The sequence below is a fragment of the Streptomyces sp. NPDC104309 genome (assembly GCF_055584025.1).
Genome location: NZ_JBVJMV010000022.1, coordinates 21,743 through 37,087, shown reverse-complemented (window position 1 = coordinate 37,087; position 15,345 = coordinate 21,743). Strand labels below are relative to the sequence as shown.

Genomic DNA, 15,345 nt, shown 5'->3' with positions numbered 1-15,345 from the left:
GGATGACCAGCAAGCACACCACCACACCCGAATCCCCCTCCTTCCTCCCCGTCCCCGCAGCCGCGGCCCGCATCGGCACCCTCGCAGGCGCCGCCGTCGCACTCGCCGGCACCTTCCTCGCCTGGACCTGGACCAGCGAATTCCCCGGCGACCTCACCGTCACCGGCTACCCCGGCGGCCTCCAGGTCCTCACCCTCATCAGCGCCGCACTCACCCTGCTCTTCGCACTGTCCGGGTACGGCATCACGGGCCTCGGCTGGCTCACCCCCGGCGGCACCAACAGCCCCGTCCGCCTCCTGGCACTCGGCACCCTCGGCACCACCGGCTACACCATCGGCGCCATCGCCTACGACCTCGGCGGCGTCGTCAACCTGGAACCCGGCGCCTGGGTCAGCGGCATCGGCGCACTCGTCGCCGCCATCGCCGCACTCGGACTCCCCGACGACCAGCCCCACTCCACGACCGGATCAGAAGCCACCGCCTGGCAGCGCTTCCGCAACAGCCTCGGCGCCCCGGCAGCCGGCCGCGCCGAACCCCTCCCCGCCTGGGCCGAGATCCTCATCATCGCCGTCGCCTTCGGCGCACTGCTCTACGTCTTCAGCTACGGCGTCGACACCAGGTACGCCGAACTCTTCATCGGCTTCCTCATCACCGTCGGCTTCGCCTTCACCGCGCTCCACCGCGCCGGACTCGTCTCCCGCCTCACCGCGCTGACCACGAAGCACCGCAACGTCACCCTCGCCGCCGCCCTCGTCGCAGCCGTCTGCTTCCCGTTCACCCAGCAGAAGGAGGAGTACGCGCTCATCGGCGCCAACATCCTCATCTTCGCGACCGTGGCACTCGGCCTCAACGTCGTCGTCGGCCTCGCCGGACTCCTCGACCTCGGATACGTCGCCTTCCTCGGCGTCGGCGCCTACGCCGCCGCCCTGGTCTCCGGCTCCACCATGTCGGCCATCGGCGTCGAATTCCCCTTCTGGGCCGCCGTACTCACCGGCGCCGCCGCCTCGCTCGTGTTCGGCGTCCTCATCGGCGCCCCCACCCTGCGACTACGCGGCGACTACCTGGCCATCGTCACCCTCGGCTTCGGTGAAATCTTCCGCCTCACCGTGAACAACCTCAACGGCAACAGCGGACCCGACCTCACCAACGGCTCCCAGGGCATCCCGAGCATCCCCGACCTCAAATTCTTCGGATTCGACTTCGGACTCAAGCACGACATCCTCGGCTTCACCCTCGGTAGGTCCGCCAACTACTACCTGCTGATGCTCGTCTTCACCGCCGTCGTCGTCCTCGTCTTCCGCCGCTCCGGAGAATCCCGCATCGGCCGCGCCTGGGTCGCCATCCGCGAGGACGAGACCGCGGCCACCGCCATGGGCATCAACGCCTTCCGGCTCAAACTGCTCGCCTTCGCCCTCGGCGCCACCCTCGCCGGACTCGCCGGAACCGTCCAGGCACACGTCAACTACACGGTGACACCCGAGCAGTACCAGTTCGCCGGCTCCGTACCGCCGAACTCCGCGTTCCTGCTCGCCGCAGTCATCCTCGGCGGCATGGGAACCCTCAGCGGCCCCCTCGTCGGCGCCGCGCTCCTCTACCTGATCCCGGCCAAGCTGCAGTTCATGCAGGACTACCAGCTCCTCCTCTTCGGCGTCGCACTCATCCTCCTGATGCGCCTGCGCCCCGAAGGCCTGGTCGCCGACCGCAGGAAGCAACTCGAATTCCACGAGTCCGACCAGCCCGACGTACCGGAACCACGACAGTCCGAAGAGACCGGCGCCGGCATCGCCAAGGCGGGGGCGTGACCACCATGACCACCACCACGAAAACCGCCACCACCGTCCTCGACGCCAGCGGGGTCACCATGCGCTTCGGCGGTCTCACCGCCGTACGCAACGTCGACCTCACCGTCAACGCGGGCGAGATCGTCGGCCTGATCGGCCCCAACGGCGCCGGCAAGACCACCTTCTTCAACTGCCTCACCGGCCTGTACGTCCCCACCGAGGGCCAGGTCAGCTACAAGGGCACCGTACTGCCGCCCAAACCCCACCTCGTCACCCAGGCAGGCATCGCCCGCACCTTCCAGAACATCCGGCTCTTCGCCAACATGACCGTCCTGGAGAACGTCCTCGTCGGACGCCACACCAGGACCAAGGAAGGCCTCTGGTCCGCCCTCCTGCGGCTGCCCGGATTCACCAGGGCCGAGCAGGCCAGCCGCGAACGCGCCATGGAACTCCTGCAGTTCATCGGCCTCCAGGACAAGGCCGACCACCTCGCGCGCAACCTCCCCTACGGAGACCAGCGCAAGCTGGAAATCGCCCGCGCGCTGGCCAGCGATCCCGGACTCCTCCTCCTGGACGAGCCCACCGCCGGCATGAACCCCCAGGAAACCCGCGTCACCGAAGAACTCATCTTCGCCATCCGCGACCAGGGCATCGCCGTCCTCGTCATCGAGCACGACATGCGCTTCATCTTCAATCTCTGCGACCGCGTCGCCGTCCTCGTCCAGGGCGAAAAGCTCGTCGAAGGCACCTCCGACGTCGTCCAGAGCGACGAACGCGTCGTCGCCGCCTACCTCGGCACGCCCTTCGAGGGCGCCCCCGGCGCCGAAGAAGTCGCCGAGGTCGAGGCCGCCGAAGCGGACGCCGCGAAGACGGCCGACAACGACGACAATGCCGACACCAACAGCACTACCGGCACCACCGGCACCGAGGAGGAGGACACCCGATGACCGCACTGCTAGAGGTCGAGGACCTCCGCGTCGCCTACGGCAAGATCGAAGCCGTCAAGGGCATCTCCTTCACCGTCGAAGCCGGCCAGGTCGTCACCCTCATCGGCACCAACGGTGCGGGCAAGACCACCACCCTGCGCACCCTCTCCGGGCTCCTCAAGCCCGTCGGCGGCCGCATCGTCTTCGACGGCAAACCACTCGACAACATCCCCGCCCACAAGATCGTCTCCCTGGGCCTCGCCCACTCCCCCGAGGGACGCCACATCTTCCCCCGGCTGACGATCACCGAGAACCTCCAGCTCGGCGCCTACCTCCGCAACGACAAGGCGGGCATCGAGAAGGACATCCAGCGCGCCTACGACCTCTTCCCCATCCTCGGGGAACGCCGGAAGCAGGCCGCCGGAACCCTCTCCGGCGGGGAACAGCAGATGCTCGCCATGGGCAGGGCCCTCATGTGCCAGCCCAAGCTCCTGATGCTCGACGAGCCCTCCATGGGCCTCTCCCCGATCATGATGCAGAAGATCATGGAGACCATCGTCGAACTCAAGGCCCAGGGCACCACCATCCTGCTCGTCGAGCAGAACGCCCAGGCCGCGCTCTCCCTCGCGGACCAGGGTCATGTCATGGAGGTCGGCAAGATCGTCCTCTCCGGCACCGGCCCGGACCTCCTCCACGACGAGTCCGTCCGCAAGGCCTACCTCGGCGAGGACTGACACACTCGACGTACGGACGAAGGAGGCCCGCATCCCGGATCGATCCGGGATGCGGGCCTCATCCATACGGACGCGGACGTCTACTCGCCGTCCTTCGCCGCCCGCTTCTTCTCCTCGGCATCCTCGATCAACGCCTCGGCAAGCTGCTGCATGGACAGCCGACGGTCCATCGACGTCTTCTGGATCCACCGGAACGCGGCCGGCTCCGACAGACCGTAATCCGTCTGCAGAATGCTCTTCGCGCGGTCCACCAGCTTCCGCGTCTCCAGCCTCTGCGCGAGGTCGGCGACCTCGGACTCCAGCGCCTTGAGCTCCGCGAACCGCGACACCGCCATCTCGATGGCCGGCACCACGTCGCTCTTGCTGAACGGCTTCACGAGGTACGCCATCGCCCCGGCGTCACGCGCCCGCTCGACAAGATCGCGCTGCGAGAAGGCGGTGAGCATCAGGACGGGCGCGATGGACTCCTCGGCGATCTTCTCCGCGGCGGAGATCCCATCCAGGATGGGCATCTTCACATCGAGGATGACCAGGTCCGGCCGGTGCTCCCGGGCGAGCTCGACGGCCTTCTGCCCGTCACCCGCCTCGCCGACGACCGCGTAGCCCTCTTCCTCCAGCATCTCTTTGAGATCGAGACGGATCAGCGCCTCGTCCTCCGCGATGACGACGCGAGTCGTCAGCGGCGGAACGTGCGACTTGTCGTCGTCGGCGGCGGGCTGGGGCGACTCGGGGGAGGTCACGGAGGGCTCCTTGTTCAAGACAGGGGTACTGCTGCCAAGAGCCTACCTAGTTACGGTATGTTTGAGGCACGGAGGCCCTTCGGGATCCTTCGTTTCGAAGGGGCCCCGGTAGCCCAGCGGTAGAGGCCATGGATTCAAAACCCATACAGCGTCGGTTCGAATCCGACTCGGGGCACTTCTCCTTCGATTCCAAGGTTAAGACGCCTGTTTGCGATCTTCACCCTTGCCGGTGAACGCACCTTCGATTCTTGTGCACGCCAGCGAAGGTCGCACAAGACTCCACCGTATGGAACAGCACAATCCATCGATACGTGACGAAGCGCTCGCCCTCTTGCGGAGTGGCTCCACCAATCGAGCGGTTGCAGAACTCCTCAACGTCCCTCGTGGAACAATCGGCTGGTGGCTGCACCAGGACCGCAAGCACCGCGGCGTGCAATATGAGCAGCCCACCGACTGCCCCGCATGTACGGGTCGGGCCATCGATCGCGTTGCGTACGCGTATCTACTGGGGCTCTACCTCGGCGACGGCCACATCATCTCCAAGCCCAAACAGCACCACCTGTCGATCTTCTGCGGCGACACATGGCCCGGCCTGATCGAAGAAGCAGAGTCGGCGATGCGCAGGGTGATGCCCATGCCACGCATCGGACGGCGCAGCAGAAACGGCTGCGTCGAGGTCAAGTCCTACACGAAGCACTGGACATGCGTCTTCCCGCAACACGGACCCGGCAAGAAGCACGAACGCCCCGTCATTCTCGAACCCTGGCAGCAGGAGATCGTCGACGCGCGCCCCTGGGACTTCGTCCGGGGCCTGATCCATTCCGACGGGTGTCGCAACATGAACTGGACAACCCGCATCGTGGGTGGCGAGCGGAAGCGTTACGAGTACCCGAGGTACTGGTTCACCAACGTCTCGGACGACATCCGACAGCTCTACACCGACACTCTCGACAAGCTGGGCGTCGAGTGGAAGCACTGCACGCGCGCGGGCAGAAAGTACAACATCTCCGTCGCCCGACGGGCGTCCGTCGCGCTCATGGACGCCCACGTCGGGCCGAAGTACTGAGGCACTGAGGGCCGGTCTACTTCGGGCTGTCGTCCTCGCCGATGTGGTGCACCCGGACCAGGTTCGTCGAGCCCGGGACCCCCGGCGGGGAGCCGGCCGTGATGACCACGATGTCGCCCTTCTGGCAGCGGCCGATCTTCAGCAGCTCCTCGTCGACCTGGGCCACCATCGCGTCCGTCGATTCCACGTGCGGGCCGAGGAAGGTCTCGACGCCCCAGGTGAGGTTCAACTGGGAGCGGGTGGCCGGGGCCGGGGTGAAGGCCAGGAGCGGGATGGGTGAGCGGTAGCGGGAGAGACGCCTGACCGTGTCGCCGCTCTGAGTGAAGGCGACCAGGAACTTGGCGCCCAGGAAGTCGCCCATCTCGGCCGCCGCGCGGGCCACCGCGCCGCCCTGGGTGCGGGGCTTGTTGCGGTCGTTCAGGGGCGGGAGGCCCTTGGCGAGGATGTCCTCCTCTGCGGCCTCGACGATGCGGGACATCGTGCGGACCGTCTCGATGGGGTACTTGCCCACGCTGGTCTCGCCGGAGAGCATCACCGCGTCCGTGCCGTCGATGACCGCGTTGGCGACGTCCGAGGCCTCGGCGCGGGTGGGGCGGGAGTTGTCGATCATCGAGTCGAGCATCTGGGTGGCGACGATGACCGGCTTGGCGTTGCGCCTGGCGAGTTTGATCGCGCGCTTCTGGACGATCGGCACCTGTTCCAGGGGCATTTCGACGCCGAGGTCGCCGCGGGCGACCATGATGCCGTCGAAGGCGGCGACGATGCCGTCGATGTTCTCGACGGCCTGGGGTTTCTCGACCTTGGCGATGACGGGGAGGCGGCGGCCCTCCTCGTCCATGATGCGGTGGACGTCCTCGATGTCGCGGCCGCTGCGTACGAAGGACAGGGCGATGACGTCGGCGCCGGTGCGCAGGGCCCAGCGGAGGTCTTCGATGTCCTTCTCGGAGAGGGCGGGAACGGAGACGGCGACGCCGGGGAGGTTGAGGCCCTTGTGGTCGGAGACCATGCCGCCTTCGACGACGGTGGTGTGGACCCGGGGGCCGTCCACCTCGGTGACTTCGAGGGTGACGCGGCCGTCGTCGACGAGGATGCGTTCGCCGGCGGTGACGTCGGTGGCGAGGCCGTCGTAGGTGGTGCCACAGGTGTGGCGGTCGCCTTCCATGGGTTCGACGGTGATGGTGAAGGCGTCGCCGCGTTCAAGGAGTACGGGGCCTTCGCGGAAGCGTCCGAGGCGGATCTTCGGGCCTTGAAGGTCGGCGAGGACGCCGACGCTGCGTCCGGTTTCGTCGGAGGCCTTGCGTACGTGGCGGTATCGCTCCTCGTGTTCGGCGTAGGTGCCGTGGCTGAGGTTGAGGCGGGCGATGTCCATTCCCGCTTCGACCAGTGCCTTGATCTGCTCGTATGTGTCGGTGGCGGGTCCCAGGGTGCAAACGATTTTTGCTCGGCGCATGCTTCGACCCTAGACCTTACCTACGGGTAGTGATTTGGCTGCGCATGACTACCCAACGACCTTTGGATGAAGGGTTATTGACAAGTGTTGAATTGTGCGCCGGGGTGCTCGGATGAGCATGCGTCTCATAGTTGCGGGGGTGACATGGTGAAGCGGGCGTTCACCTGGGCGTAGACGGTTTGGCGTTGTGGTTCGAGGTCGAGGGCGGGGGCCGGTTCGGCAGCCGCTCCGCCGTAGGCGGCGCGTCCGCGGATGCCGCCGGGCGCGGCGGGCATGGGGGTCGCCGGGGCGGTGTTCTCCGCGCCGAGGTCGGCGAGTTCGACGAGGGCGGTGAGCCGGGCGCCGAGGGCGTCGGCGTATTCGCGGGCGCGTTGGACGGCATCGCGCACGGCTTGGCGGCGGGCGTCCGCGTGGGCGGGTGAGTCGGGGCGCAGGCCCCACCAGGGGCCGTTGACGCGGGTCATGTCGAGGTCGGCGACACGGGTGGTGAATTCGCCGAGTGCGGTGAAGTCGTTGAGGACGGCGGTGACATGGACGCGTCCGTGGTAGGCGCGGATTTTTTCGTCGCGGCCGTGCTTGGTGGGTTCGGGGGTGATGGAGAGCGCGCCGGTTTCGAGTATTTCGATGGCGGGTCCGTAGGACCGGGCGAGTTCGAGGACGTGGCCGTTGCGGCGGGTGAGGTCTTCGAGGGCGGCGCGGCGGTCTTTTCCGCGGGCGCTGACGGTGATGCCGATGTGGGCGGTCTCGGGGTCGACTTCGAGTCGGGCTTCTCCGCGGACGGCGACGCGGGGGTGTTCGGGGGTGCCGTAGGGCGGCGGGGTGTCGGTCATGCGTCCACTGTCGCATCCGGGTGCGACAGCGGGTGGTCATCAGATCGAAACCCGCAGGGGGTGTTGCCGGGTGTGGCTCCTGGGTCATTATCTACGCGCGTTGTGTACCGCGAGAACTGAGATGTGGGAGTAGAAATGCCGCTGAACCGTAGGACGTTCCTGGGCACATCGGCGGTCGCCGGTGCCGGTGTGGCGATCACCGGAGGCTCCGCCGTACCTGCTGCGGCTCACGGCCGCGATCACGCTCAAGGGCAGGGGCGTCCGCCGAAGCGGTACTCGTTCACCGTGATGGGAACGACCGATTTGCATGGAAATGTCTTCAACTGGGACTACTTCACCGACCAGGAGTTCGACGACAAGGCGCACAATGACGTCGGCCTGGCGAAGATCTCCACTCTGGTGGACCAGGTGCGCCGGGAGAAGGGCCGCCACAACACCCTGATGATCGATGCGGGTGACACGATCCAGGGCACCCAGTTGTCGTACTACTACGCCAAGATCGACCCGATCACGGCGAAGCGCGGTCCGGTGCATCCGATGGCGCAGGCGATGAACGCGATCGGGTATGACGCCGCGGCACTCGGCAATCACGAGTTCAACTACGGCATCCCGGTGCTGCGGAAGTTCGAGGAGCAGTGCGACTTCCCGTTGCTGGGTGCGAACGCGCTGGACGCGAAGACGCTGCAGCCGGCGTTCGCCCCTTATGTGATCAAGAAGATGCGTACCCCGCACGGTCCGGATGTGAAGGTCGCGATTCTGGGTCTGACCAACCCGGGCATCGCCATCTGGGACAAGGCGAACGTCAGCGGGAAGATGGTGTTCCCCGGTCTGGAGGAGCAGGCGGCGAAGTTCGTGCCGCGGCTGCGTTCCATGGGCGCGGATGTCGTGATCGTCTCGGCGCACTCGGGCACCAGCGGTACGTCGTCGTACGGTGATCAGGTCCCGTACGTCGAGAACGCGGCCGGTCTGGTGGCGGAGCAGGTGCCGGGTATCGACGCGATTCTGGTCGGGCACGCGCATCTGGAGATCCCCGAGTACTTCGTGGAGAACAAGCAGACCGGCAAGAAGGTGGTGCTCTCCGAGCCGTTGAAGTGGGGCCAGCGGCTGACGCTGTTCGACTTCGATCTGGTGTGGGAGAAGGGCCGTTGGGTGGTGGAGAAGGCGGGTTCGCAGGTGCTGAACTCCAACACCGTGGCCGAGGACCCGAAGATCACGAAGCTGCTCATGGACGAGCACAGGAAGGTCGTGGGGTACGTCAATCAGGTCATCGGCACGTCCAACGCCGCGATGACGACGGCGGAGGCGGCCTGGAAGGACGAGCCGATCATCGATCTGATCAACGTCGTCCAGGCGGAGACGGTGAAGGCGGCACTGGCCGGTGGTGCGTATGCGGCGCTTCCCGTCCTCTCGCAGGCGTCCTGTTTCTCGCGTACGGCGCAGATCCCGGCCGGGAAGGTGACGATCAAGGACGCGGCGGGCCTGTATCCGTTCGAGAACACCCTTGAGGCGCGGCTGCTGACCGGGGCGCAGATCAAGGACTATCTGGAGTTCTCGGCCCGGTACTACGTGCAGACGGCGGCCGGTGCTCCGGTGGACACGGCGAAGCTGACGAACGCGGACAACACGCCGGACTACAACTACGACGCGGTGTCGGAGCTGACGTACGACATCGACATCGCGAAGCCGAACGGTTCGCGGATCGTGAACCTGTCGTTCGAGGGTAAGCCGATCGATCCGGCGGCTCAGTTCGTGCTGGCGGTGAACAACTACCGGGCGAGTGGTGGTGGCAACTTCCCGCATGTGGCGGGTGCCAAGCAGCTGTGGGCGAATTCGGAGGAGATCCGTAACACGATCATCGCCTGGGTGCAGGCGAAGGGTTCGGTGGACGTGTCGCAGTTCGCTTCGGTGGACTGGCGTCTGACGCGTGAGGGTACGCCGGTGTTCTAGAGCATTTCGTTTGGATCAGGCCGGATCAGCGAGCCGGGGCGCGCGGGCCCGGCGTGATCCGAACGAGAGGCCCTGGGCGCTTGTCCTGTGGGTCGGCGGCCGTCCTCTCCTTCGGGAGGGGGCGGCCGCTTGCCGTCTGCGTGTGTGTGGCCGGTTTCAGTTGCCCTGGACGAGGGGGACGAGGCCGGGGTTCTGGGGTGTGGGGATGTGTGAGCTCCGGGGGGTGAGGCCGAAGGTGGTGAAGGCGGTGCGTTCGGGGAGGGGGTAGGCGTTGGTACCGGTGAGGTGGTTGAGGATGGTGGCGCTGCGCCAGGCGGCGAGTCCGAGGTCGGGGGCTCCGACGCCGTGGGTGTGGCGTTCGGCGTTCTGTACGTAGACGTTGCCGGTGACGGTGGGGTCGAGGACGAGGCGGAAGCTGTCGTCGATGCGGGGGCGTGCGGAGGCGTCGCGGCGCATGTAGGGGTCGAGTCCGGTGAGGATGCGGTCGAGGGAGCGTTCGCGGTAGCCGGTGGCGAGGACGACGGCATCGGTGGTGAGGCGGGAGCGGGTGTTCTGCTGGGTGTGTTCGAGGTGGAGTTCGACGCGGGTGTTGGCGACGCGTCCTGCGGTGCGTACGGAGACTCCGGGGGTGAGGGTGGCGTCGGGCCAGCCGCCGTGGAGGGTGCGGCGGTAGAGCTCGTCGTGGATGGCGGCGATGGTGTCGGCGTCGATGCCTTTGTGGAGCTGCCATTGGTGGGGGACGAGTTCGTCGCGTACGGATTCGGGCAGGGCGTGGAAGTAGCGGCTGTAGTCGGGGGTGAAGTGTTCCAGGCCGAGTTTGGAGTACTCCATGGGGGCGAAGGCCTGGGTGCGGGCGAGCCAGTGGAGCTTTTCGTGGCCTGTGGGGCGGGCGCGCAGGAGGTCGAGGAAGATCTCGGCGCCGGACTGTCCGGATCCGATGACGGTGATGTGTTCGGCGTCAAGGAGTCTGTCCCGGTACCGGAGGTAGTCGGCGGAGTGGATGACGGGGACGGATTCCGCTTCGGTGAGGGGTCTGAGGGGTTCGGGGACGTAGGGCTCGGTGCCGATTCCGAGGGCGATGTGGCGGGTGTGGGCGCGGCCGAGAGCTTCGGCTTCGCCGTCGTTGTCGAGTTGGGTGAAGTCGACTTCGAAGAGGCCGCGCTCGTTGTTCCAGCGGACGGCGTCGACCTGGTGGCTGAAGTGGAGCCCGGGGAGTCGGTCGGTGACCCAGCGGCAGTAGGCGTCGTATTCGGCGCGTTGGATGTGGAAGCGCTCGGCGAAGTAGAAGGGGAAGAGCCGGTCGCGGCTGCGCAGGTAGTTGAGGAAGGTCCAGGGGCTCGCGGGGTCGGCGAGGGTGACGAGGTCGGCGAGGAAGGGGACTTGGAGGCTGGCTCCGTCGATGAGGAGACCGGGGTGCCAGTGGAAGGCGGGGCGTTGTTCGTAGAAGGTGGCGGTGAGGGGGTGGGGGTTGCCGGGGATGCCGTGGGCGAGGGCGGCGAGGGAGAGGTTGAAGGGGCCGATGCCGATGCCGACGAGGTCGTGGGGGCGGCCGTTTCCGGGGGTGGGCAGGTCGGTCATCGGGGGGTGTTGCCTTCCGCGAGGTCGTGGGCGAGTCGGTCGACGAGGTCGAGAAGTGTGCGGAGGTCGTCGGGGGTGGTGTGGGGGTTGAGGAGGGTGGCTTTGAGCCAGAGGCGGTCGTCGGTGCGGGCGCGGCCGAGGACGGCGTGGCCTCGGGTGAGGAGGGTGCGGCGGATGGTGGCGACGGTGTGGTCGTCGGCGTCGGTGGGGCGGAAGAGGACGGTGCTGATGGTGGGGCGGTCGTAGAGGTCGAGGGTGGGGGTTTTGGCGATGAGGTCGGCGAGGTGGTGGGCGGCGGTGATGGTGCGGTCGATGAGGTCGGCGATTCCGGTGCGGCCGAGGGCTTGGAGGGTGACGGCGATCTTCAGGGCGTCGGGGCGGCGGGTGGTGCGCAGGGAGCGGCCGAGGAGGTCGGGGAGCCCGGCCTCGGTGTCGTCGTCGGCGTTGAGGTAGGGGGCGTGGTGGTGGAGTGTGTCGAGGTGGGTGCGGTCGGGGACGGCGAGGATGCCTGCGGATGCGGGTTGCCAGCCGAGTTTGTGCAGGTCGAGGGTGACGCTGTGGGCGCGGTCGAGGCCGTGGACCTTGCCGCGGTGGGTGGGGCTGAAGAGGAGGGGGCCGCCGTACGCGGCGTCGATGTGAAGTTCGGCGCCGTGGGTGGTGCAGAGGTCGGCGATGTCGGCGAGGGGGTCGATCCGGCCGGTGTCGGTGGTGCCCGCGGTGGCGGTGACGAGCAGGGGGCGGTGGAGTTCGGTGAGGGCTTCGTCGAGTGCGGCGAGGTCCATGACGCCGGTGGGGGCGGGGATGACGACGGGTTCGGGGAGTCCGAGGAGCCAGGCGGCGCGGGTGATGCTGTGGTGGGCGTTGGCGGCGCAGATGGTCTGTACGGGGCCGTTGCGTTCGCGGGCGAGGAGCAGGGCGAGCTGGTTGGCTTCGGTGCCGCCGGTGGTGATGAGCGCGTCGGGCGAGGGGTGGTGGGGGTAGATCTCGGCGGCGAGTGCGGCGGTGATGTCGGCTTCGAGGGCGGAGGCCGCGGGGGCCTGGTCCCAGGAGTCCATGGAGGGGTTGAGGGCGGAGGCCGCGAGGTCCGCGGCGGCGGCGAGGGCGAGGGGTGGGGTGTGGAGGTGGGCTGCGCAGAGGGGGTGCGCGGGGTCTGCGGCGCCTTCGGCGAGGGCGCCGACGAGGGTGCGCAGGGCGTCGTGGGCGCCGGTGCCGTGGTCGGGGATGGCGGGGTGGGTGGCGGTGCGCATCCTGGGGGTGACGGCGTCGGGTCCGCCGGCGGGGAGGGGGCCGTCGCGTCGGTGGGCGCCGTCCTGGAGTGCGGTGAGGACGGTGTCGATGAGGGGGCGCAGGGCGGCGGGGCCGGTGGTCGAGCCGGCGAGGGGCGGGGTGGGCATGGCGGCGGGGCCCTTCGGGTGCGCATGGGTGGACATGCCAGCTTGTCCGGGTTTTCGGGTGCGCGGCCGCGGAGCTCGGTGATCTGAACTCGAAAGGGGGATGTGGAGGGGGCGGGGGCTGTTGTCGGGGGTTCCGGTGGTATGGGTGTGGCGCCGGACATGGATGTGCCCGGCGCCTCCTGTGTGGTGGGTGTGGCGCCGGGCACGGGTGGTGCGGATCCCGGGGTCCGGGTGGTGCGGATCCCTGCGAGATCAGGGGGGTGCGGGCCCCGGGGTCGGGGTGGTGTGGATCCGGGGGGTCAGTGGCTGTCGCGTACGGCGAGGGCGCGGCGCAGGTCGTCGATCTGGTCGATGAGCTTGCGGCGCAGTGCCGGGATGAGGGTCTTGTCGTTCAGTGCCTGTTCGCCGAGGCGGAGGCTGTCGGCGTCGACGGCGTACGCGGGGAAGGCGTAGCGGCCCGCGGCATCGGCGATGGCGGGGCCGCGGTGGGCGGCGAGCCGGGTGGCCTCGGGGTAGTAGCGGGGCACGTAGTCCTGCACGAGGTCGGCCTGTTCGGGCTGCCAGAAGCCCTGGGCGGTGGCAGTGAAGAGGTAGTTGGAGAGGCTGTCGTCGTTGAACAGGGCGTGCCAGGCGGCGGCTTTGGCCTCGGGGGTGGGCAGAGCGGCCCGGCAGCGGGCGGCGCCTTCCTGTCCGGTGGCGCTGGGGTCCTCTTCGAGTGCGGCGGCGATGGCGGTCTCGTCGGTGGCGCCGAGGACGGCGAGGCGGGTGAGGATGCGCCAGCGCAGTTCGGGGTCGAGTTCGGGTCCGCCGGGTACGGTGCCGTTGCTGAGCCAGTCCTGGATGGTGTCGGGCTGGGTGGCGACGTCGATGAGGTGGCGTACGGCGATGAGGCGCAGGCCGGGGTTGTGGCCGTCCTCGGTGCGGCGGATGAGGTCGCGGCACAGGGCGGTCAGGGTGGCGAGGGCGGCGGGGCGCTTTTCGGGGCTGAGGTAGCGGTCGGCGATGTGGGTGCCGGCGAAGGCGAGTACGCCTTGGGCGAGGGCGAGGTCGGTCTCGTGCGGGAGGTGGGCACGGGCGGCGTCGAGGTAGGCGGTGGGGGCGAGTTCGCCGTCGCGGACCATGTCGCGGGCGGCGTTCCAGACGACGGCGCGGGTGAGCGCGTCGGGGATGCCGGACAGGTCGCTTACGGCGGTGTCCCAGGATGCGGCGTCGAGGCGGACCTTGGCGTAGCTGAGGTCGCCGTCGTTGAGGACGACGAGGGCGGGGCGGCGGCCGGGCAGTTCCTTGGCCGTGCCGTTCTGCGGGACGTCGATCTCGAACCGGTCGCGCAGGACGAGGCGGTCGGGGCCGGAGTGCGCGTCGGGGGCGTGGTCGTACGCGCCGACGGCGATGCGGTGGGGGCGGCTGCCGGCGTGGTCGACGGTGAGGGACCAGGTGCCGGCGGACTCCTCGACCTGGGGGGTGAGGGTGTCGACTCCGGTGGTTCGCAGCCAGGCGTCGGCCCAGGCGTGGACGTCGCGGTCGGTGGCCGACGCGAGGTTGTCGATGAAGTCGGCGAGGGTGGCGTTGGCGAACTTGTGGCGGGCGAAGTGGGTGTTGATGCCGGCCAGGAAGTCCTTCTCCCCGAGCCAGGCGACGAGTTGACGCAGTGCGGAGGCGCCCTTGGCGTAGGAGATACCGTCGAAGTTGAGCATCGCGGACGCGGTGTCGGGGACGGCGGCCGGGTCGGGGGCGACGGGGTGGGTGGAGGGGCGCTGGTCGGCGTCGTAGCCCCAGCCCTTGCGGGCGACGCCGAAGTCGACCCAGGTGTCGGTGTACCGGGTGGCTTCGGCGAGGGTCTGGTAGCCCATGTACTCGGCGAAGGACTCGTTGAGCCAGATGTCGTCCCACCAGGCGAGGGTGACGAGGTCGCCGAACCACATGTGGGCCATCTCGTGCGCGATGACCATGCCGCGGGTCTGGCGCTCGGTGTCGGTGACGGCGGAGCGGTAGACGAACTCGTCGCGGAAGGTGACGAGTCCGGGGTTCTCCATGGCGCCCGCGTTGAACTCGGGTACGAAGGCCTGGTCGTAGGAGTCGAAGGGGTAGGGCTCGTCGAACTTCTCGTGGAACCGGTCGAAGCAGGCGCGGGTGATGTCGAAGATCTCGTCGGCGTCCGCGTCGAGGTACGGGGCCAGTGAGCGGCGGCAGTGGATACCGAAGGGCAGTCCGGCGTGTTCGGTGGTCACGGAGTGCCAGGGGCCCGCCGCGACGGCGACGAGATAGGTGGAGATCGGCGGGGTGGCGGCCAGGCTCCAGCGCCCGTCGCCCCGGTGCTCGGCGATGCCGTTGCCGAGGACGGTCCAGCCTTCGGGTGCGGTGACGGTGAGCTCGAAGACGGACTTGAGGTCGGGCTGGTCGAACGCGGCGAAGACGCGCTGGACGTCCTCCATGAACAGCTGGGTGTAGACGTACGTCTCGCTGTCGGTCGGGTCGGTGAACCGGTGCATGCCTTCGCCGGTGCGGGAGTAGCGCATGGCGGCGTCGATGCGCAGCTCGTGTGCGCCGGCGGTGAGCGCGGTGAGCGGGAAGCGGTTCTCGACGAGGTCGGCGGGGTCGAGAGGCTGTCCGTCGAGGCTGATCGAGCGCAGGGTGGCCGGCTTGAGCTCCACGAACGTGTCCCCGGCGGCGGTCGCGGTGAACTGGATCACGGTGCGGGAGTCGAAGGTCTCCTCCCCACCGGTCAGATCGAGGTCGATCGTGTAGCGGTGTACGTCGAGGAACCGGGCTCGGGTCTGCGCTTCGTCGCGCGTCAGTACGGACATGTGCCCATGCTGCCGTACGGGGCGGGCCGGGCGCAGGCGGGTTCTCCCAGGGCTGATCGGCGGCGGCCGGGGTCCCGCGGAGTCCGCTCGGGACC

General features: G+C 68.4%; 11 protein-coding genes and 1 tRNA gene. 6 read left to right on the top strand and 6 right to left on the bottom strand.

Translation table 11 applies throughout. From position 1 onward, the window contains the following. Nucleotides 1-2 precede the first annotated feature (2 nt). The 3 genes from ACZ68L_RS28295 to ACZ68L_RS28285 are packed head-to-tail and all read left to right on the top strand — an operon-like array spanning nt 3 to nt 3,441. Nucleotides 3-1,802 (top strand): branched-chain amino acid ABC transporter permease, encoded by a 1,800-nt coding sequence (locus ACZ68L_RS28295; protein ID WP_469582011.1) that lies wholly within the window; start codon nt 3-5, stop codon nt 1,800-1,802. A 5-nt stretch (nt 1,803-1,807) separates the two neighbouring features. Further along, nucleotides 1,808-2,728 carry an ABC transporter ATP-binding protein gene (locus ACZ68L_RS28290; RefSeq protein WP_469582201.1) on the top strand — a complete coding sequence of 307 codons (921 nt, stop codon included), beginning with the start codon at nt 1,808-1,810 and terminating at the stop codon, nt 2,726-2,728. Beyond that, complete coding sequence (locus ACZ68L_RS28285) at nt 2,725-3,441, top strand: ABC transporter ATP-binding protein (protein ID WP_469582008.1); 717 nt, start codon at nt 2,725-2,727, stop codon at nt 3,439-3,441. The genes ACZ68L_RS28290 and ACZ68L_RS28285 overlap by 4 nt, the downstream gene beginning before the upstream one ends. Before the next feature lie 80 nt (nt 3,442-3,521). On the opposite strand, the gene ACZ68L_RS28280 is transcribed toward ACZ68L_RS28285, so the two are convergent. Continuing rightward, nucleotides 3,522-4,181 carry an ANTAR domain-containing response regulator gene (locus tag ACZ68L_RS28280; protein ID WP_469582005.1) on the bottom strand — a complete coding sequence of 220 codons (660 nt, stop codon included), beginning with the start codon at nt 4,179-4,181 and terminating at the stop codon, nt 3,522-3,524. 102 nt (nt 4,182-4,283) lie between these two features. On the opposite strand from ACZ68L_RS28280, the gene ACZ68L_RS28275 reads away from it, so the two are divergent. Both ACZ68L_RS28275 and ACZ68L_RS28270 read left to right on the top strand, forming a co-directional pair. Further along, nucleotides 4,284-4,356 (top strand) — tRNA-Leu (locus tag ACZ68L_RS28275). Nucleotides 4,357-4,467: 111 nt separating this feature from the next. After that, nucleotides 4,468-5,247 carry a helix-turn-helix domain-containing protein gene (locus ACZ68L_RS28270; protein ID WP_469582002.1) on the top strand — a complete coding sequence of 260 codons (780 nt, stop codon included), beginning with the start codon at nt 4,468-4,470 and terminating at the stop codon, nt 5,245-5,247. A 16-nt stretch (nt 5,248-5,263) separates the two neighbouring features. On the opposite strand, the gene pyk is transcribed toward ACZ68L_RS28270, so the two are convergent. Beyond that, on the bottom strand, nt 5,264-6,697 hold the full coding sequence (gene pyk / locus ACZ68L_RS28265) for a pyruvate kinase (protein ID WP_469581999.1): 1,434 nt from the start codon (nt 6,695-6,697) through the stop codon (nt 5,264-5,266). Nucleotides 6,698-6,822: 125 nt separating this feature from the next. After that, the gene (locus ACZ68L_RS28260) at nt 6,823-7,527 is read right to left on the bottom strand and encodes an SIMPL domain-containing protein (protein ID WP_469581997.1); all 705 of its coding nucleotides are present in this window, start codon (nt 7,525-7,527) and stop codon (nt 6,823-6,825) included. Nucleotides 7,528-7,662: 135 nt separating this feature from the next. Here ACZ68L_RS28260 and ACZ68L_RS28255 point away from each other — a divergent pair, with 135 nt between their 5' ends. Beyond that, on the top strand, nt 7,663-9,474 hold the full coding sequence (locus ACZ68L_RS28255; RefSeq protein ID WP_469581994.1) for a 5'-nucleotidase C-terminal domain-containing protein: 1,812 nt from the start codon (nt 7,663-7,665) through the stop codon (nt 9,472-9,474). Between the two features lie 156 nt (nt 9,475-9,630). Here ACZ68L_RS28255 and ACZ68L_RS28250 read toward each other — a convergent pair whose 3' ends face one another. The 3 genes from ACZ68L_RS28250 to pepN all read right to left on the bottom strand — a co-directional run bounded on the left by ACZ68L_RS28250 (nt 9,631) and on the right by pepN (nt 15,250). Continuing rightward, a complete protein-coding gene (locus tag ACZ68L_RS28250) occupies nt 9,631-11,052 on the bottom strand; it encodes a lysine N(6)-hydroxylase/L-ornithine N(5)-oxygenase family protein (RefSeq protein WP_469581992.1) in 1,422 nt (473 codons plus the stop codon). Next, nucleotides 11,049-12,446, bottom strand: a complete 1,398-nt coding sequence (locus ACZ68L_RS28245; RefSeq protein WP_469582198.1) for a pyridoxal phosphate-dependent decarboxylase family protein — start codon at nt 12,444-12,446, stop codon at nt 11,049-11,051. Before ACZ68L_RS28245 ends, ACZ68L_RS28250 begins: the two co-directional genes overlap by 4 nt. A gap of 299 nt (nt 12,447-12,745) precedes the next feature. After that, nucleotides 12,746-15,250: an aminopeptidase N gene (gene pepN / locus ACZ68L_RS28240; protein ID WP_469581989.1), complete on the bottom strand. Its 2,505-nt coding sequence runs from the start codon at nt 15,248-15,250 to the stop codon at nt 12,746-12,748. Nucleotides 15,251-15,345: the final 95 nt, after the last annotated feature.